This window comes from Thermaerobacillus caldiproteolyticus, assembly GCF_015326725.1.
Taxonomy (GTDB): domain Bacteria; phylum Bacillota; class Bacilli; order Bacillales; family Anoxybacillaceae; genus Thermaerobacillus; species Thermaerobacillus caldiproteolyticus.
This window is the reverse complement of the sequence record NZ_CP064060.1, coordinates 1,550,794-1,569,886: the sequence shown is the minus strand read 5'-3', so window position 1 is coordinate 1,569,886 and position 19,093 is coordinate 1,550,794. Positions and strand designations below refer to the sequence as shown.

At 41.7% G+C, this 19,093-nt stretch carries 18 protein-coding genes; 11 read left to right on the top strand and 7 right to left on the bottom strand.

Going from position 1 to position 19,093, the window contains the following annotated elements:
- Nucleotides 1-11: 11 nt before the first annotated feature.
- Nucleotides 12-1,421, bottom strand: a complete 1,410-nt coding sequence (gene pdxR, locus ISX45_RS07690) for a MocR-like pyridoxine biosynthesis transcription factor PdxR (protein ID WP_228485671.1) — start codon at nucleotides 1,419-1,421, stop codon at nucleotides 12-14.
- A gap of 104 nt (nucleotides 1,422-1,525) precedes the next feature.
- Here pdxR and ISX45_RS07685 point away from each other — a divergent pair, with 104 nt between their 5' ends.
- The 6 genes from ISX45_RS07685 to ISX45_RS07660 all read left to right on the top strand — a co-directional run bounded on the left by ISX45_RS07685 (nucleotide 1,526) and on the right by ISX45_RS07660 (nucleotide 6,661).
- Complete coding sequence (locus ISX45_RS07685; protein WP_181556334.1) at nucleotides 1,526-2,071, top strand: pyridoxamine 5'-phosphate oxidase family protein; 546 nt, start codon at nucleotides 1,526-1,528, stop codon at nucleotides 2,069-2,071.
- 170 nt (nucleotides 2,072-2,241) lie between these two features.
- Nucleotides 2,242-2,991 (top strand): IclR family transcriptional regulator, encoded by a 750-nt coding sequence (locus ISX45_RS07680; RefSeq protein WP_194520421.1) that lies wholly within the window; start codon nucleotides 2,242-2,244, stop codon nucleotides 2,989-2,991.
- Nucleotides 2,988-3,698 carry a 5-oxoprolinase subunit PxpB gene (pxpB, locus tag ISX45_RS07675; RefSeq protein ID WP_181556332.1) on the top strand — a complete coding sequence of 237 codons (711 nt, stop codon included), beginning with the start codon at nucleotides 2,988-2,990 and terminating at the stop codon, nucleotides 3,696-3,698. Before ISX45_RS07680 ends, pxpB begins: the two co-directional genes overlap by 4 nt.
- Nucleotides 3,673-4,659: a 5-oxoprolinase subunit C family protein gene (locus ISX45_RS07670; protein WP_194520651.1), complete on the top strand. Its 987-nt coding sequence runs from the start codon at nucleotides 3,673-3,675 to the stop codon at nucleotides 4,657-4,659. The genes pxpB and ISX45_RS07670 overlap by 26 nt, the downstream gene beginning before the upstream one ends.
- Nucleotides 4,646-5,407 carry a LamB/YcsF family protein gene (locus ISX45_RS07665; protein ID WP_181556330.1) on the top strand — a complete coding sequence of 254 codons (762 nt, stop codon included), beginning with the start codon at nucleotides 4,646-4,648 and terminating at the stop codon, nucleotides 5,405-5,407. Before ISX45_RS07670 ends, ISX45_RS07665 begins: the two co-directional genes overlap by 14 nt.
- A gap of 111 nt (nucleotides 5,408-5,518) precedes the next feature.
- Nucleotides 5,519-6,661: an NRAMP family divalent metal transporter gene (locus ISX45_RS07660; protein ID WP_181556356.1), complete on the top strand. Its 1,143-nt coding sequence runs from the start codon at nucleotides 5,519-5,521 to the stop codon at nucleotides 6,659-6,661.
- A 991-nt stretch (nucleotides 6,662-7,652) separates the two neighbouring features.
- Here ISX45_RS07660 and ISX45_RS07655 read toward each other — a convergent pair.
- The 5 genes from ISX45_RS07655 to ISX45_RS19575 all read right to left on the bottom strand — a co-directional run bounded on the left by ISX45_RS07655 (nucleotide 7,653) and on the right by ISX45_RS19575 (nucleotide 11,372).
- Entirely contained in the window at nucleotides 7,653-8,543 is an 891-nt protein-coding gene (locus ISX45_RS07655) for a transposase (protein ID WP_407649661.1), read from the bottom strand.
- A gap of 218 nt (nucleotides 8,544-8,761) precedes the next feature.
- On the bottom strand, nucleotides 8,762-9,136 hold the full coding sequence (locus ISX45_RS07650; protein WP_194520420.1) for an ArsR/SmtB family transcription factor: 375 nt from the start codon (nucleotides 9,134-9,136) through the stop codon (nucleotides 8,762-8,764).
- Nucleotides 9,136-9,570, bottom strand: coding sequence for an SRPBCC family protein (locus ISX45_RS07645; protein WP_181556327.1), 435 nt, complete (start codon nucleotides 9,568-9,570; stop codon nucleotides 9,136-9,138). The genes ISX45_RS07650 and ISX45_RS07645 overlap by 1 nt, the downstream gene beginning before the upstream one ends.
- 644 nt (nucleotides 9,571-10,214) lie before the next feature.
- Nucleotides 10,215-10,901: a phosphotransferase gene (locus ISX45_RS07640; RefSeq protein ID WP_306465187.1), complete on the bottom strand. Its 687-nt coding sequence runs from the start codon at nucleotides 10,899-10,901 to the stop codon at nucleotides 10,215-10,217.
- A gap of 144 nt (nucleotides 10,902-11,045) precedes the next feature.
- On the bottom strand, nucleotides 11,046-11,372 hold the full coding sequence (locus ISX45_RS19575) for a formate dehydrogenase accessory sulfurtransferase FdhD (RefSeq protein ID WP_228485670.1): 327 nt from the start codon (nucleotides 11,370-11,372) through the stop codon (nucleotides 11,046-11,048).
- A 505-nt stretch (nucleotides 11,373-11,877) separates the two neighbouring features.
- On the opposite strand from ISX45_RS19575, the gene ISX45_RS07630 reads away from it, so the two are divergent.
- The 4 genes from ISX45_RS07630 to ISX45_RS07620 all read left to right on the top strand — a co-directional run bounded on the left by ISX45_RS07630 (nucleotide 11,878) and on the right by ISX45_RS07620 (nucleotide 15,934).
- Nucleotides 11,878-14,226 carry an FdhF/YdeP family oxidoreductase gene (locus tag ISX45_RS07630; RefSeq protein WP_194520650.1) on the top strand — a complete coding sequence of 783 codons (2,349 nt, stop codon included), beginning with the start codon at nucleotides 11,878-11,880 and terminating at the stop codon, nucleotides 14,224-14,226.
- 178 nt (nucleotides 14,227-14,404) lie between these two features.
- Nucleotides 14,405-14,929, top strand: coding sequence for a hypothetical protein (locus tag ISX45_RS20250; protein ID WP_228485669.1), 525 nt, complete (start codon nucleotides 14,405-14,407; stop codon nucleotides 14,927-14,929).
- Nucleotides 14,930-14,954: 25 nt separating this feature from the next.
- Nucleotides 14,955-15,263: a GNAT family N-acetyltransferase gene (locus ISX45_RS20245; RefSeq protein WP_228485668.1), complete on the top strand. Its 309-nt coding sequence runs from the start codon at nucleotides 14,955-14,957 to the stop codon at nucleotides 15,261-15,263.
- Entirely contained in the window at nucleotides 15,263-15,934 is a 672-nt protein-coding gene (locus ISX45_RS07620; protein WP_194520418.1) for an HAD-IA family hydrolase, read from the top strand. Before ISX45_RS20245 ends, ISX45_RS07620 begins: the two co-directional genes overlap by 1 nt.
- A 127-nt stretch (nucleotides 15,935-16,061) precedes the next feature.
- On the opposite strand, the gene ISX45_RS07615 is transcribed toward ISX45_RS07620, so the two are convergent.
- On the bottom strand, nucleotides 16,062-16,742 hold the full coding sequence (locus ISX45_RS07615) for a class I SAM-dependent methyltransferase (RefSeq protein WP_194520417.1): 681 nt from the start codon (nucleotides 16,740-16,742) through the stop codon (nucleotides 16,062-16,064).
- Nucleotides 16,743-17,417: 675 nt separating this feature from the next.
- Between ISX45_RS07615 and ISX45_RS07610 the strand changes: the two genes are divergently transcribed.
- Entirely contained in the window at nucleotides 17,418-19,085 is a 1,668-nt protein-coding gene (locus ISX45_RS07610; RefSeq protein ID WP_194520416.1) for a DUF6044 family protein, read from the top strand.
- Nucleotides 19,086-19,093 lie beyond the last annotated feature (8 nt).

The window sequence follows — 19,093 nt, the reverse complement described above, 5'->3', positions numbered from 1 at the left end:
TGCGATTCCTTTTATTTGTTAGATAACCAAACTTTTTTCAAAAGCCTCACACCATCAATGATGTCTTTTTCGTTCATTCCGCCAAACCCTAATAATACATAGCTAGGCGGGGTTCCGCTTTTACCAAACCAATATTTCGCCGCTGAATACACTTTTATACCGGCTTTCTCTGCTTTGATGACCAATTCGTCTACATTGTTATAGTTTTTTAAATTCACAAGTAGATGCAATCCTGCTTTTTCGCCTATCACTGTTGCGTTGTCCCCAAAGTATTCGCGGATAGCAGTGATGAGTGTTTGCTGTTTTTTCGCATACATATGGCGCATCTTTCGGATGTGCCGTTCGAAATAACCGTATTTCATGAAAAGGTATAGTGTTTTTTGAATAATTGTAGAGACAGGCTGATTGTAGTTATAAAATATTTGCGAAAATCTTTCTAACAAGCAATTGGGAAGTACCATGTAACTTACGCGAATCGACGGTGTCAACACTTTGGAAAACGTCCCTAAATAAATCACTCGATCTTGCATATCAAGCGCCTTTAAGGCGGGAATCGGCTTGTTTTCATAGCGAAATTCGCTGTCATAATCATCTTCAATGATCCATGCACTGTTTTTAGCAGCCCATTTTAATAGTTTTTGCCGCTTACCGATAGGCAAAACCATGCCAAGTGGCAGCTGATGCGAAGGAGTGACGTATACGACATTCGCGTTGCTTGTTTCCAATTCTTCGATATTTAATCCATCTTCCTCAAGCGAAATAGGCAAGACTTGAAAGTGATGGTTTAAAAATACGGAGCGTATTCCGTCATACGATGGGTTTTCCATGGCGATGGCACAAGTTTTAGAATCGAATAATTGGCAGATGAGACTTGTCAGCTGCTGAATTCCTGAGCCGATGATAATTTGTTCTGGTGAACAGAGAATCCCGCGTGCTTGGTACAAATAATTCTTGATTTCTCGGCGAAGGTCGAAGTCTCCTTTTCGTTCCCCGTACCATAAAATTTTTTCAGGCTCCATCTCCAAGGCTTCGTTCATGCATTTCCGCCAAGCCTTCATTGGAAAATGAGTTGTGTCAATGTGACCGTAGCGAAAATCGTAGCGCATTGATTGTTCTGCTGGCGGCACCGGGGAATGTTGTTGTGTTTCGGAAAGCGATGGCATGAGAGGTTCCTCAAGTTCTTTGACGATGAAACCGACGCGCGGTTTACTTTCGATATATCCTTCGGCAAGAAGCTGCTGATACGCGCCTTCGACCGTGTTTTTGCTGATGCCTAAATGCTTGGAAAGTGCTCGAATGGACGGCAATTTACTGCCTTTAGCAATATTTTTGTTTATGATTTCCGTTTTCAAATATTCATAGAGTTGAATGTAGAGCGGGATACGTGTTGTTGTATCGAAAACAGGGCTTAGTTCTATCATGTGCTCCTCCTCTGACACCTATATTTTTTTTAAAACTGTCACTATCCATCAGGTCAGTTTTTTTCTACAATTCATTATATCATCATGAAAGGGGAGAGAGATCGATGAGAAGAGCGATGTTAGAATGCAAAGATGAAGAAAAAATCAACCGCTTATTACAGGAGGCTTCGACAGGTTTTTTAGGCTTGGCAGATGGCGACGAACCGTATGTCGTGCCGCTCAATTTTGTTTGGTGGAACAATTGCGTTTATGTGCATGGAGCCGAAGAAGGGCGAAAAATGGAGATCATCAAGAGCAACCCGCGCGTATGCTTTACTGTAAGCGAGAATGCTGGAACGATGGTGCATCCGGTGCCGGCGAAAACGAGTACGGCTTATATGAGTGTTATCATATTTGGGCGGGCATCGGTTGTTTCTGACTTGGAAGAGGCAACAGCAGCGTTGCAGCAATTGCTTTATAAATATGTTCCGGGGTATTTTTCCACGCCGCTTTCTAAGCGGCACGTGTCCTCATACCGTTCTTCAATGGGAAGCGGTACGGTGGTGTTAAAAGTGATTCCTGATATGATGACAGCGAAAGAGAAACCGATGGACGAGCAGCGGCAATTTTACAAAGGAAGGACGGTTCAAGACGACATCGGACGTTTTTAAGCTTGAAAAAGAGCATGAACGCGAACGAATGTAGCGAAGAAAGTCGTTACTCGATTCGCGTTTTTTATTGCTGAAATATATAGAAAATTTTGTTTATTTTTATTATAATGAACATACTGATTTGATTTTTGGAATAAATGTTTCAATATTCGGAACAAAGGGAGAACATCATGAATAAAACAGTTGTCAAAACGATGGAGATGTTGCGGTTGTTTGTCGAACATGAGCGGCTAACGCTACAACAAATGGTATCGTTATTGCAGATGCCAAAGACATCGGTGTACCGGATGGCACAATCGTTATTAGAAATGGGGTTTTTACAAAAAACAGGAGATCATTACCAGTTGGGATTGGCGTTTTTATCGTTTGGCATGTTAGTTGCGGAACGATTGGATCTTCGCCAAGTGGCCTTGCCGGTGATGAGAAGGATAAAAGAAGAAACGAAAGAGGCAGTTAATTTAGTTATTCGTGATGGCGATGAGGCGATTTATATCGAAAAAGTGGAAACATCTGAACCTGTACGCGTCTATACAAAAGTAGGTCGTCGTGCTCCTTTATACGCAGGAGCGTGCCCGCGTGTGTTATTAACGTTTATGGAAAACGAAGAGCAGAAACGATATATTGACCATATTGAACTTGTAGCGATCGCAAAAAATACGATTGTTGACCGACAAACGTTACGGAATACGATTGAACAAGACCGCAAACGGCAGTATACCGTTAGCTACTCGGAATTGGAAGACTACTCCGCAGCGGTGGCAGTGCCGATTTTCAATTATGAGGGAAAAGTGGTAGCCGGGTTAAGTATTGCCGGTCCGGAGCCGCGTTTTTCTCAAGAGGCGGTCGAGCACATGGTGCCAATATTGCAAAGAGCTGCATTTGAGATTTCTAAACAGCTTGGCTTTTCAAGGAAGGGATGAATGTGAAGTATACGATGTTTCCATTAAGCGAAAATGCCCTTACGATTCGATTTTTCCATGAAGTGAGCGAACAGGTGAATGAGCGAGTTCATCAATTCACGTTGATGCTCCAAAAACAACGTTGGGAAGGAATCGTGGATATTGTGCCGACCTTTTCTTCTCTCACCATTTACTATGACCCACTTTTTGTTGGAGCGTATGAGCGAATGTGCGAAAGGCTGCAAACAGCATTAGAGCGGCTCGAACAGGAAGTGCCTCCTGTGCCAGAACGAACGATTGTTATCCCCGTTTGTTACGGCGGGAATTTTGGTCCCGATTTACCGGATGTGGCTGAGTATCACGGATTGACCGAACAAGAAGTAATCAATGTTCACTCCCATGGCACGTACAAAGTGTTTATGATTGGTTTTGCCCCGGGGTTTGCGTATTTAGGGGGACTATCTCTAGACATTGCGACACCGCGCCGGGCGACACCTCGCATAGCCGTGCCGGCTGGTTCTGTGGGAATTGCCGGGAATCAAACGGGAATTTATCCCCTTTCAACTCCCGGTGGATGGCAAATCATTGGAAGAACGCCTCTTTCTTTATTTCGTCCACACGATCCAGAACCAAGCTTATTGCGTGCGGGAGATATTGTCCGATTTCAACCTATCACTGAAGAAGATTATAGGATGTGGAATGATGAACGCGATTCATGTCATTCATAGCGGGTTGTTGACAACCATTCAAGACTTAGGGAGGTGGGGATTTCAAAAAGATGGAGTGTCTGTGAGTGGAGCGATGGACTCATTTGCCAGCCGTATTGCGAACTTCCTAGTCGGAAATGAAGCCCATGAGGCGACATTAGAAGTGACAATGCTTGGACCTACGCTTCGTTTTGAAAAAGACGCCCTCATTGCGATTTGCGGTGGCGACTTTTCCTGTACATTAAATGATGAGCAAGTTTCATTATGGAAACCTTTGTTCGTCAAAAGTGGTAGTGTCCTTTCGATTGGAGCGTGTCGGAACGGATATCGAGCTTATATTGCATTTGCAGGTGGGCTTGACATTCCGCTCATCATGAACAGCCGATCCACTTATTTACAAGCACAAATTGGCGGGTTGCATGGAAGGGCATTGCGAAAAGGAGATGTATTGTCATTGCGCTCTAGTGACCGACCTATTTTTCCACACCGTGTCAACTGGGGGATTGCTGTTTCTGCACGCGTCTATATTTATGGAAAGAAAAAGACCATTCGAGTGACAGAAGGAATAGAGTATGCCACGTTTACAAACGAAAGCATCCATTATTTTTTTACATCTCCTTATAAAATCACAACACAATCTGATCGGATGGGCTATCGTTTGCAAGGACAGGTGCTTGAACGAAACACGGAGCAGGAAATGGTGTCAGAAGCAGTCACATTTGGAACGATTCAAGTGCCGAAAGACGGTCAACCGATTATTTTAATGGCGGATCGGCAAACAACAGGGGGGTATCCGCGTATCGCCCAAGTGATTTCCGTTGACTTGCCGATATTAGCCCAGGCGCGTCCCGGGGATGTGATTCAGTTTCAAAAAGCGAAATTCGAAGAAGCGCAACAGCTGTACATTGAACGCGAGCGGGAGATGAACCGATGGAAAACAATCATTGATCAAAAATGGAGGGAGATACGTGGCGCGAATTGATATCAATTGCGATTTCGGCGAAAGTTTTGGCGCGTATCGGATTGGTGAAGAGGAAGCGATTTTGGACTATGTGACTTCCGTTAATATTGCCTGCGGATTCCATGCTGGGGACCCTATTGTGATGCGGAAAACGGTACAGATGGCGCTTTCGAGAGGAATTGCGGTCGGAGCGCATCCCGGTTTTCCCGATTTGCTTGGATTTGGTCGTAGAAACATCGATGTTACTCCAGATGAAGTATACGCGTATGTCGTGTATCAAGTGGGGGCGTTATCCGCATTTGTTAAAGCGGAAGGGGGGGAACTGACGCATGTGAAGCCGCACGGTGCTTTATACAATATGTCTGCAAAAGATGTGCCACTTGCTGAAGCCATTGCCAAGGCGGTGTATGATATTGATCCGACATTAATCTTGTATGGATTAGCGGGGAGTGAATTAATTACGGCTGGTAAGAAAATCGGTTTAAAAACAGCAAGTGAAGTATTTGCCGACCGTACGTACCAACAAGACGGTTCACTGACACAACGAAGCGATCCGAATGCGCTCATTGCCGATGAACGTGAAGCAGTTCGTCAAGTGATGAGAATGGTTCAAGAAGGACGCGTTCGTTCGTTACAAGGCATTGATGTTTCCATTGAAGCGGAGACAGTTTGCATTCATGGAGATGGAGCAAAAGCTGTTATATTTGCGAAACAACTCTATGAAACATTGCAGGACGCAGGTGTTGAGATTAGACCTTTCAGCGACTAGTAGGGGAGGATAGGAAAAGTGAGTGTCGAGCGTGAAACGGAGAAAAAGACTATATCCATTGCGAAGAAGGGCTCATCAAATATCGGAGTGTTGGCTGGGGCTGTTTTCTTAATGGCCACGTCAGCTATTGGACCAGGTTTTTTAACACAAACGACCGTATTTACACAACAGCTTGCCGCTAGTTTTGGCTTTGTCATTCTTGTTTCTATTATTCTTGATATTGGAGCGCAAGCGAACATATGGCGCATTATTGCTGTATCGGAAAAGCGGGCGCAAGACATTGCTAATGACGTTTTACCGGGATTAGGATATATGTTAGCAGGCCTGATTCTGATTGGCGGATTAGCGTTCAATATTGGCAATATCGGTGGCGCTGGATTAGGGATTAACGTCCTTTTTGGGCTGTCACCGAAAACGGGAGCGGTCATTAGTGCGGTCGTTGCTATTGCGATTTTTCTTGTTCGTGAAGCAGGAAAAATGATGGATCGCTTTACGCAATGGTTAGGCATTGTGATGATTGGATTGACGCTTTATGTCGTATGGACCGCGAAACCTCCGCTCGGTGAGGCCGCTGTTAAAACGTTCGTGCCTGAGAACATTGATTTATTGGCGATTGTCACACTTGTTGGAGGTACGGTTGGCGGCTATATTACATTTGCCGGCGGGCACCGATTGTTAGACGCCGGAATTAAGGGAAAAGACAGCTTGCGACAAGTGACGCAGAGTTCCATCTCTGCGATTGGGGTAGCTTCATTAATGAGACTTTTATTATTTCTTGCTGCTCTTGGCGTTGTCGCCCAAGGGCTAACGTTAGATGAAGCGAATCCGCCAGCTTCGGTGTTTCGTTTAGCGGCGGGTGAGGTAGGGTATAAGTTTTTTGGTATTGTTATGTGGGCAGCAGCGATTACGTCCGTTGTCGGTTCCGCTTATACATCGATGTCATTCATTCGTACCTTTCATCCGACCTTAGAAAAATATCATCGCTTGCTGATTGTTTTATTTATTGTGATTTCTACGTTTGTGTTTGTTTTCGTTGGTCGTCCGGTGAAGACGATGATTTTTGTCGGGGCATTAAACGGGCTTGTGTTACCGATTTCGTTAGGGGTTATGCTAGTAGCTGCCTATAAACGAACAATCGTCGGAGATTACAAGCATCCGCTCTGGATGACGGTGTTTGGCGGAGTAGTTGTCGCAGTGATGGCATATATGGGCATTTATACGATAGTTCACCAAATCCCCCAACTGTTTCGATAAGTGATCCGCTGGAAAGAAACCTGAATGTAGTTATTTTTATAGAAGAATAAATTGAAAATCGAGATACACGTCGTTTCTGATGATGGCGAACGATGCTTTGCTTTTCCGTCTGGTCATTGACAATAAAGTTATTTCATTTCGGTCTTATAAGTACATATACCACCATTCAAGCTTTTTAGAACGGTGGTCAAGTCGTTGTTTAATTTTTCATATCCTATACTAATTTTCTCAAATTCAACAACAATGAAGTTGTTTAAAAATTGGAGGCCAACTAACAGTTAGCTTTTTGCAAGGTTGAATTGCCATGAAGCACCATATTTATTTTTACTCCAACCATACTTTTTACTAACTGGAGGAGCAGCTAATGGCATTAGAACTTTTATCTTTTTATTGTCAGTCAACACCATTAATAAGTGAAGTTCTTGCTTTTGTCTGGGAGATGCGGCTAATTTGATAGTCTAACCGTTGATGAATGGAGATGGTGGCTTCTTTTTTTGGAAATTTCACGGCGAATACGGGCAATCTCGTGCAACATGCTGTCCTGAAGGATGTGCTGTTCAATCTGATTGTCTCGAATCGCTTTCGCCATTTTGTGTTTTCATCCATTTGCACTGGGACATTTCTTGCAGTGTACCCAACAAAACGATATGTATGTTCAATACAAAATTAGGTAAAAATGAAACTTTGTTTTGATGACAGTGTTCCGCTAGGTTACGATAGATTTAAATAGGAATACTTTGAGGTTTGCTATATGTATGCCATTTATGAAGGAAACTTTAATAAAATGCATATCCTAGCTTAAACACTATCTTTACAAAATTGATCCCCACCATTTTATGGTGGGGGTGCCATTAACCTGTATAATTTCTCTATCTATTTGATAATTAAAGGTTTATCTAAAACTTTAAAATATAATTTTAGAATTAAGTAGAAGTTCTTATGTTTGCTAATTTTTGTTGGGTTTTATTATTATAATGATGGTGTTGCAAAACTAGAGTAAAAACTCAAAATTGTGCATAAGAATGCATAATTGTACATGCAGTAAATAGCGATTAAACCCATACCAACGTGGCTGTTCTAGTCCATCATTCTTTAATTGATTGAATGTCTGCTCAATCGAGTTACGGAAACGAAACAACCACTTTCCGAATTCTGTTTTCAAAAACGAAGGAATCACCCGGCCGTAGGCATCTTTTCGTTCATCACCATTTCGAGGATTAATCGGTGAAACGAAAAAGATCCCTGTTTGTTCCGCCATTTGACGGACTTTTTCACTGTCATAGGCAGCATCTCCAAGGGCAAACTCAATCTCCCATTCCTTTAAAGATGGAAATAATTCAAGCGCAACGGCTGCATCATTTCGATTCGCAGTCGTGAAGACATGGGATAAAATGACTCCCTCTGCCGTTGTACAAAGATGTAATTTATAACCTTTAAACCAGTTATACCGAGTGGAGATTCCCCATCTCGCTTGAGAATCATAAAGACTGCTTCGGAGCGCTGTACTGTCGATCATGACGATTTTTGGATATCGAACGCCTAAATCTTTGAGAAGTTGAGCATTAAAAGCGGAAAATCCTTGTTCTCGAAACCACTTACCTGCACGTGAAAACGTAGAAAGATGTGGAACCTCTTTAAGTCCACAAATACGCCGGAAGTAGCCAAAGCGATTCAGTGTGTCAACTAACTGACGTAAAGAATCAATGGAAAAATAGGTTTTTAAAAAGAAACATTTTAACAATGATTTTTTCGGAATCGGTGGTCGTCCTGTCACATAAGGTGTTTCTGGTAAAGAAAGTTGGTCGATGTATTGAAATAAAGCTCGTAAAAGAGGATCCATTTCGCTATTCATTGCATGTTCGATAACAAAATTGGAAATCATGATAGTGTCCACCCCTTGGAAATGTGTTTTTTAGGTCACTGTATATGATTTCCAAGACGGGTGGATTTTTTGTGTACATTTATGCATTCACTATGTGTTTTGCAACACGTTCTATTATAATTATAACCCATAGGGCTAGTTGAACAATAAAGCTCAATTATATTTTCTACCATTTTTAAAATAGCCAGCATCAATAGTTCTTATTCTTAATCTTCTTGTCACGAATCTTTAGATTCCTCATTGGATTTAGGGATGATGAGATTGAGATTACCTGCTTCCTCGTTTTCCACAAAGTGTTTAAGCATTGAAATCTTGTTGTCCCAAAATTGCTCGAAAAAGGAAAGCCAATGCTTAAGTTCGAGTAGCGCCTCTGGTTGGAGTTTGTATAACTTCTCCCTTCCCGCCTTCTCCACACTGACAAGTTTCGATTCCAGTAAAATGCGCAAATGTTTAGAAACGGCTGTACGGCTCATAGGAAAATGCTTGCTTATTGCCGTAACGGGCAGTTTCTTATCAGCGAGCAGTCGAAGTATTTTCCGTCGAGTGGGATCGGCGATTGCTTGAAAAATATCATGCTTTGGCGCGGCTGACATTAAGCCTCAACTACTTTGCGCAGTTTCTCTTTAACAAGAGATTCCCAACCATTGTCCATTCGATTTCTTATTACTGAGTGTGTTTCCCCTGGTGCTGGAATAATCTCATTAGGCTCACCCCAACCAGAATGAATGAGTGTAAATTCTGTTTTTCCATCTAGTTCCTTTAATTCAAAAGAAACACGCCAACCGAATGTATCCCACGAAAAGGAAAGTCGGTTAGGTGGATCGAGTTCCAGAACTTTGCAAGGTGAGGGTCCAAAAGGTGACTGTAAAGTGAATTCATGTCCAACTTTTGGCTCAAAATCATTTGGCATAAACCATGCGGCAATACCTTCTGAAGTTGCCACTGCTTCCCACACTTTTTGAATCGGCGCATTAAATACGGCAGTTTTTCGGATGTCTGGAACTTTGCTTTGATTATTTACTTGCATATGACGTACCTCCATGTTGATTAATATGTAACCAAAAAGTTTCATATTTCAGTATATGAAACCTTTTGGTTTCGTGTCAACTCTTTTTTCCGCTATGTTGTCCGTTAGAGAAGGAATATATTATTTTATACAAAGTTACTTCTTTTAGGAGAAAAATAACTCAGGATGTTTTTGTGACTTCTTCTATTTAGTCTATTGAAATCTTGAGATATCCTACATTAGTAAACGGTTTCAGTTGTAGTGCTTAATAAAGAAATCGATGTTAATTTCAGTTGCTCCAGGACCGCATTTTGATAAAGAGTAAGTTGTCCCACGTTTGCATTTCCACAACGGTCTTATAGCCTCGTAACTTTGCGATGAACGGCATGGAGCATTAATGTTTCTGATTCCTTTTGCCATGCTGTTCTTTTGCAACGGCAATATTCACAATCTCTACTGTTTCATCGTCCTTGATGATCTGCTCACCTACTTCGGCCACACAGCATCGTCCTCTTGTTTATGTGTTGGCCAGTCTTTCAGAAGGATCGGCTAACAAGATAGTAAATACATGGAGGCTGTTTATCATTATGTTTCCTCTTTTTTCACAAAGTGTATCCGATCATTCATGTATGGCTTTTTAAAAGAAATTTTTACAAGAGACGTTGTTAAAAAAATTCATATAATCCATTCGCAAAATAATTATAGTCTTCTTCATTGATAAGTTTGTCACCATATCCTTCAAAGAATATATGGACATCGAGTTCGGAATCAAACGCTTTTCGTTTTGGACGGATTGCTAAAGACACATCATATCTAGGGTCGCCGAAGGCTCCGCCGCTCCAATCGATTACACCGACAATCATTCCGTTACGGACTAAAACGTTATCAATCGTGAAGTCGCCGTGAATAAATGTTTGTTGACATTCTTTTGGACGATTTGTCTTTAATTTATTTAAAAGCTTTGCTGTTCCATCAACGTTATAGTGCTGGAGATTGTATTCGGCTTGTGCCAACATTTCGTCAAGCCATAATGGATTTTTTACTAATTCGCGTGGGCATGGGGTGGAATGGATCTCTGACAGCGTTTTTCCGAAATAAAAAATCATCTCAAGTCTTTTATCTTCGTTATTTTTCTTCCATAGTGAGCTTCTTAATGTTTCTCCTTCAATATAATCGAATAATGCCCAAGATTGCTTTTCATTTTTTTGTTCAATAAACTGATGAACTTTTGGCACGGGAAGCTTCGTGTGAGATATGCTGTTTAATACAAGCACTTCTTGAGATAAATAAAAACAAAAACGTTCCCCTTTTGTTCGTTTTAAAGCATAACAACCGTTTTGGCTCTCGATCATTCCGACATCGGAAGTGTGGCCTTGTCTGGGAAATTGAATATTTTTAATTGTGCCTACATAATCGACGATTTCGTTAGGTATGTCATGTAATGTGAAGGGATGCAAATATCGTTCACCTCTTATATTAGTGGCATAAATTCGCTTTCAAACACAATCTGGATGAGTGTATGGCGGATCAAGACGACAGCTGTTATGCTCAAGTCTTCCGACAACTGGGTTGGAGTGGGCTTTGAACAATAAAATCCCAACGACTATTTTTTGCACTTTTAACCATACTTTAGAAGATACTCTACCGCTAAAAGCAACGATTTTAGTTTGTTGGATCATGCAGTATCTGTAAAGTTTATCAAGAGCGTTGTGTCTTTCGATGTCGGACTTTACTACAATGATTTCGGATTCACCGCAAAGCGCTGCGTTATGAACTCCGCCTATTTGTTGGAAAACGATGCTCCTGTACTGTAAGTGTTCCATGAGATAAAGCATTGCTCCACCTAATGTTTCTATTCGTCATCGCTGTTTTACATCATTGGGCAAATAAAATTGTCTGCTTTTCCTGCAGAAGGAACCGAAAAACACTGCTGGTTAATCGGTTGCTTTGCGTGTACATCAATATAGGCGAAGTTGAGATTGGCATCAGAACCAATAAGACCCTCGGAAGCAAGAAACCAATGACTAGTTAAGCGTACAAACCATTGTTTCGAATGGTTCGCCGTTTACAACAATGGTCAGTAGATATTTTTTCACAATGCCGTCTTCTTGTTCGAACCCTATGTTTTCGTAGCCTTTCATCTTGTTTTTTAGCCGTTGTCTATTTTGTTTACCTTCTTTATTTTTATGTTACAATCATATTAAATCATATTATAAGAATAAACGAATGATTTTGAAAATTGTAAACTATTCATGATGTCCGGAGCTAGGCGTATAGAGCATGATGTTATTCATTTTGCCAATATGCCGTTTTTAGGGAGGATTGATGATGGGAAAAACGAAACATACGGGGCCGATAAAATTGGACAAAAGTCCAAAACCTTCTCTTTGGGCAAGTGTTATGCCGATGGGGTTAGGAAAGGTAAAGCCGCATCATATTCGTGATACATTAAAGGTCGTCTGGGAAAATAAAGATCAGCTGTCTTATGCGTATCGCATTTTGACGCAAGGAGTATGTGACGGCTGCGCTCTCGGAGTTGCCGGATTGCGCGATCAAACGTTAACAGGTCCACATCTTTGCACGACGCGCTTAAATGTGCTTCGCCTAAATACGATGCCTGCAATTGATGGGAAATGGCTGGAAAATGTCGATAAATTGAGAGAATTAGATAGCACAGAGCTCAGAAAACTTGGGAGAATCCCGTATCCGCTTTCAAGAAAACCGGGAGAAAAGAAGTTTACGAGAATTAGCTGGGATGAAGCGTTAAACCGCATCGCCGAAAAAATTAAATCAATCAATCCAAAGCAGTTAGCGTTTTATTTAACGGCGCGCGGCATCACGAATGAGGTGTATTATACGGCGGCAAAAGTAGCGCGGTTTTTAGGAACAAACAATATTGACAATGCATCGAGAATTTGTCATTCACCAAGCAAAACGGCATTAAAGCGGTCGCTTGGAATCGGCGCATCCAGCTGCAGTTATAAAGATTGGATTGGCACAGATGTCCTTGTATTTTGGGGCTCTGTGGCGGCGAATAACCAGCCGGTTTCGACGAAGTATATGTACGCGGCAAAAAAAGCGGGTACAAAGATCATCGTCATTAATCCGTATCGCGAACCGGCGATGGAGAAATATTGGATTCCGTCAATTTGGGAAAGTGCGCTTTTTGGCACAAAAATCGCCGATGATTTTTATCAAGTGAACATTGGCGGCGATATTGCCTTTATGAATGGTGTCATAAAACATTGGTTCGAAATGGAGGAAAACAATCCGGGCTCAGCCATCGATTGGCAGTTTGTCCGTGAGCATACGAACGGAATCGATGAATTAAAGGTGCATGTCGCAAAATACGATTGGGAAACGTTAGAGAAATCTTCTGGTCTTTCTAAAGAGAAGATGTATGAGTTCGCAAAATTGCTCGCTGAAGCGAAATCGGGCGTGTTTGTCTGGAGTATGGGGCTTACTCAGCATCGCTTCGGTACGGACAATGTTTCGCAAGTGGCCAATCTCGCCATGCTTCGCGGCTTTATCGGACGCGCTCATTGCGGGCTTATGCCAATTCGCGGCCACAGCGGTGTTCAAGGCTCAGGGGAAATGGGAGCCGACCCGTTTGTATTACCGGGAGGGGAATTTGATGAAGAAAATATCGCGCGTATCGAAAATATTTGGGGATTTCCGATTCCGCGCTGGCAAGGGGATACGATCGGACAGACGCTCGAAAACATCCTGCTTCCTGATGGTCATGAACGAAAAGTGAGAGTGTTATATACGAGCGGCGGCAATTTCTTAGAAACAATGCCGAATCCAGATTTTATCCGCAAGGCGTTGGAAAGCTTGGAATTGCGTGTTCATCAAGATATTATTTTTAACACGTCGACATTGTTGGATGCCAAGGAAGAAGTGATTATCTTACCGGCAATGACGCGCTATGAACAGCCGGGCGGTGGCACATCGACAAGCACGGAGCGGATGGTGTATTTCAGTCCGGAAATCGAGGGACCGCGAATTGAAGAAGCACGGGCGGAATGGGAGATTTATATCGACCTTGCTTCACGCGTCAAACCAGAAGAAAAACATTTGATTCATTTTAGTCATGCGCAGGAAATTCGCAACGAAATTGCCATAGCGAATCGAAACTATGATGGAATCCAGCATTTAAAGAAAAAAGGTGATGTTTTTCAATGGGGCGGTGCTTGGCTTTGTGAAGGAGGGGTATGGCCGACAGCGGACGGCCGCGGTAATTTAATTCCAATTGAATTGCCGGAGCTGCGAAAAGCGGAAGGACAATTTTTTGTGACGACTCGACGCGGCAAGCAATTTAATTCGATGATTTATAGCGACAAAGATCCATTTAATGCGGCAGATCGTTATGATATTTTAATGAATCGTGAGGATGCAACGAAACTTGGCATTCGTGAAGGCGAGACGATTGTTGCTTATAATCGTCATGGAATGATGCAGGGCCGAGCAAGGTTCGCAGATGTAAAACAAGGAAACATTGCTGTCTATTGGCCGGAAGGAAACGTGTTAATTCCAAAAGGAGTCTATGAAACATACGCGAAAATCCCAGAGTACAATACTATCGCTGTCGTCGAAAAAGCTGAGACGTTCCACGCACAGAAAGATCAGAAATACGTTGAAAAGCGCATTGAAGAGATGGAAATGACCGTTGACTAACTTCATAGCTTTTAAGATGTGATTTATTTGCAAAGTATAATTTTTTATAAATTCCAATAAAATCTTTTAATCAATAGGAAAAGTGATATTATCTTTATCACTTCATGACTGTTGAAAGGGATTGAATGTGGAGATTTTTGTTTTTGGCAAATTGAAAATTAGGGGACAGGAGAGAAATATGATCGAATTAAGAAAATACAGTGATGCTTCGGTATTTAAACAAGATGTACTCCCATTTCTCGGGCAATATGAATATGAAGGAGAAAATAATTTACTGTTAGGGGTACTCATGAATTTAAATGAAGGCGATAAGCCTCTTTATATGGGAACGGTCACAAAAAACGGGGAGTTATCGCTTGTATTATTGCAAACGCACCCTCGTCAAATGATTTTATCAAAATCATTGCCGTTAACATCTGAAGAGATTGCTGATTTAGCTAAGAAGCTATACGAGGATTATCCAAATATTCCTGGATTGATCGGTGAGTCTACCCTCGTAACATCGCTCGCTGAACAAATTGCGCGTCTGAAACATAGTGACGTTCATATTCATATGAAGCAACGCATTTACGTCCTGACTGAAGTGAAAAAACCGGCTTCGGCAAGCGGAAAGCTGCGTCAAGCAGAAATGAACGATTTCGCAACTATGAAAGAGTGGATCTACCACTTCTGTCAAGACGTAGGGGAAGCCGATATCGGTTGAGGAAGCCGTACAAAAAGCGGAAGAGATGATCGAAAAAAAGAGGTTGTATGTATGGGATATTGATGGAAAGCTCGTTTCCATGGCCTGCTGGGCACGCCCGACAAAAACGAACGTAACGGTGGGGTTTGTGTATACGCCGCCGAAAGAGAGAAAAAAGGGCTATGCTTCCGATTGCGTTGCTGCTCTCACACAACATTTGTTAGATTCGGGATATAACACATTTTCCCTGTATACAGATTTAGCAAATCCCACGTCAAACAAAATTTATATGGAAATCGGCTATGAGCCGGTGATGGATTCAATGGTAGTGCTATTTCGAAAGGAGCTATGCTAATGAGCCGAATCCCCTTTGCCTTAATTTTCGATATGGATGGTACACTGTTTCAAACAGAGAAAATTCTTGTCCCAGCATTGCATAAAACGTTTGACCGGTTGCGGAATGAAGGACAATGGCAAGGAGAAACTCCCGTTCGGCAATATTTGAATATTCTCGGCGTCACTCTCCCAGAAGTGTGGCGTCAGCTTTTACCGAACGCGAGTGAAGCGGTTCGCGAAGCTGCAGATCGATGGTTTCTTGAAGATTTAGTGCAGGAAATTGAGCAAGGAAACGGGCAATTATATCCGGGAGTCGTATCTACCCTTGCCTATCTCAAGGAACAGGGAATTTCTCTTTTTGTTGCCAGCAATGGGTTGGAGCGTTATGTCGATGCTATTCGGCAATACTTTTGCTTAGAACGTTATTTCATCGATTTTTACAGTGTCGGTCGCTTTCATTCGCCGTCGAAATCCGCTTTAGTTGCTCGGTTGTTGAGAGATTATGACATTGAAAAAGCGGCGATGGTTGGCGATCGGAGTTCCGATATTCAAGCGGCTAAAGAGAACGGTTTGTTGTCCATCGGCTGCCGGTTCGGATTTGCCAACGATAATGAGCTGCGTGATGCCGATTTCATTGTACATGAATTTTCGGAGATTGTTTCAATGATCGTGGAATGGAAAAAGATATAGTAGTAGAGAAAGACTGTCTCAAACATAAACAGGCCGATTTCAATAACACATAAAAAATGGAAAATCCTCAACTCGTGTCGGTGTTCGGCGATGAGACAGTCCTTTTTGCATCATATAGGTTAGGACTTTATTTTTTATGAGCTACAACGATTTGTGAAAATGGAAAGGTGTAAAAAATTCGTTTTGTTTCAATTTGACTTGCTAAGGGTGCCAATATCTCGATATATTCAGATATTCGCTGAATGTCAGAAATGACTAATCTTCCGTTTGGACGCAAGACCCGCCACATCTCCCGAACTGCTTGTTCTCTATCTTCAGCGCTTTTAATATTATGAATAACAAAATTTGACACAACGGCATCAAAACTTTCAGCTGCAAATGGCAATTCACAGGCATCTCCATCAATAAGTTCAATATCAGCTACCTGTTCCATTTCTGCATTTTTTCTAAAAGCTTCCCTGCTGTTGCCGCTAATGTCCCACTGTGACCAACGATCAATGGCTGTTACTTTACATCCCATTTGTGCTGCTGCAATTGCAAGAAGTCCTCGACCTGTTCCTACATCTAGTACCTTATCATTCCTGTCAACTTGAGCTAGCCGTAAAATAACGTGTCGGTGCTTTATTTTGATAACTGTGGAGTACAAGAACATCCATAAACCCATAGATAACATGAACAACCCAAAGAAGAGGCCGCCTATACTTTGAGGCAATCCTTTGAGACTAACAAGAGAAAATATCAATCCGATGACGATGAGAATCCCTACCCAAAAAGGGGCATCAATTCCATATCGAAGCGTAAATCGCATCCGTTATCCTCCTAAGTTTTTATATCTGAATTATATGAATATTAATAACAGTCATTCTAATTCTATGACACTAATTTAATATATGGGCATGTGTGAATCAAGTTTTTTAGAGAGGACTGATGTTTTTGGGAAATATTAACTTTTTCTAAGCGATCATCGCATCATTTTGTCACGAGACAGTTGTTTTCCGAAGGAGCTGTTCTCGAATGTTCACAGCAGTATCAAAGAGGTTGACAATGGTTTTAAACGATTAAGGAGATTCGTTCTAAATTTGACCTGCATGTATTGTTTGAGTTTTATCTTGCTCTTTGTTTTACGAGAAAAGAACTATATTCGCTTAAGATAAGCTATCTAAAGATTCTAGGAAATGGCCCTTTTTCTTGGTATTATCTCGTTCTAGCATGTTAATCCTGACTCTTCCTCTTTTCAGAATAGAAATTCTGCTTATTGTTGTTATTTTATTAGTATGGGAAGTGTTTGCTATTTTCTAGTCAGAACGAAAAACATACGAGCAATATCTTATTGAAGACATCACATCTTATCTTTATAAACCTCTAAAAAACAATCTCTTCCTGTGAAAGGAAGAGCTTTTTTATGCATATTTTCCTTCTTATCGTTAGAAAATAAAGGGAGACAATAGGCGTCTGTTAGGACGAGGCAAAGGAGGAGAAGAGAATGGAGAAAATGGAAAAGCGATTACTGTTCTTCTCGTTCCTTGCAATTGCTGTTTTTGTATCGCCGTATTTTGTTTTTGGCGAAGATGCGCATATGCGTGTTCACGATAATCTTGATTCCAATATTGCGTGGTATAAGGTGTTAACAAGAAGCGGGGAGCTGTTTGGTCCGATTAATGCCGTCATTCCGCAAATTATTAACGGCTTACCGAGAAATGCGTATGGAACAGAATTTAGCGGAATCGTTTGGCTTCATGCGTTATTTCCATCCATTTACGCCTATGGATTAAGCCAAGCGATCACGCGCGTGTTTGCGTTTATCGGCATGTATCTTTTGCTTAAAAAACATGTGATCAAATCCCCGGAATGGTCTTGGATTCGTGTTGGTGCAGCTCTCGCTTTTGCATTGACGCCGTTTTGGCCGTCGGGCATGTTAAGCACGCTTGGAATGCCGCTTGCGTTATGGGCGTTTTTAAACATTCGTGCCGGCGAGCGTTCGTGGGTAAATTATCTTGTGCTTACGCTTTTGCCCTTTTATTCCAGTCTTGTGCTCGGTTTTTTCTTTTTCCTTAGTGCCATGGGAGTTTTTTGGCTTGTGGATGTTGTGCGCGGGAAAGGGTGGAATTGGCGATTTTTATTGGCGATTGTGTACATGACGGCTATTTATGTTGCGATTGAATACCGCCTTGTCCATTCGCTTTTATTTGCTGATGAACCGACGAGTCGTGATGAATATTTTCATGCCCGTCTTTCTTTTTGGCGTGCTATTCGATTGACGTTGAAAAATTATATTCTGGGCCACAATCACGTGATGACGGTGCACGGTCTTGTCATTTTGCCGGTGACGTTCGTCGCTTTATATATGGTTTGGAAAAAGAAATTATGGAAGCAAGAAAAAATGTTTCTGTTTCTTCATGCTTTGAACTTCGCTCTTTCGGCATGGTATGCGTTTTGGTTTTATAAAGGATGGGTCCCGTTAACTGAACGCTTTGACATTCTCGATAAATTTAACTTTGCCCGCTATCATTTTTTGCGGCCGATGGTGATTTACATGCTATTTGCGCTTTCGTTAAAAATTTTATGGCAACAAGGACAAGCGTGGAAAAAAGCATGTTTTACCGCGATTGCGGCACAACTCATCGTGCTTGCGATATTTAATGAGGAAATCTTTTATCGCCACAAACCGTCGTTTAAGCAGTTTTACGCCGAAGAACAATTTCAAGAGATTAAAGAATACATAGGCCTTCCTGTGTACAAATATCGCGTCGCCAGCATCGGAATTCATCCGGCGATCGCCCAATATAACGGGTTTTACACATTAGATACGTACAATAATTTTTATCCGTTGAGGTATAAACACCAGTTTCGAAAAATCATTGCGCGTGAGCTAGCGAAAAATAAAAAGCTGCGCGAGTATTTCGATGAATGGGGAGGACGTTGTTATATTTTCGTAGACGAGTTAGGCAAGCATTATATGTTTAAAAAACATTCAAAGAAAAAGATTACCAATTTACAGCTAAATACCGATGTGTTTCGTCAAATGGGCGGACGCTATATTTTTTCCGCCTTACCGATTACAAATGCTAAAAGCAATCAATTAGCACTGGAAAAAGTGTTTCATTCCGATGAATCCGCATGGACGATTTATCTATATAAAGTGACATCGTAAGGAGGAAT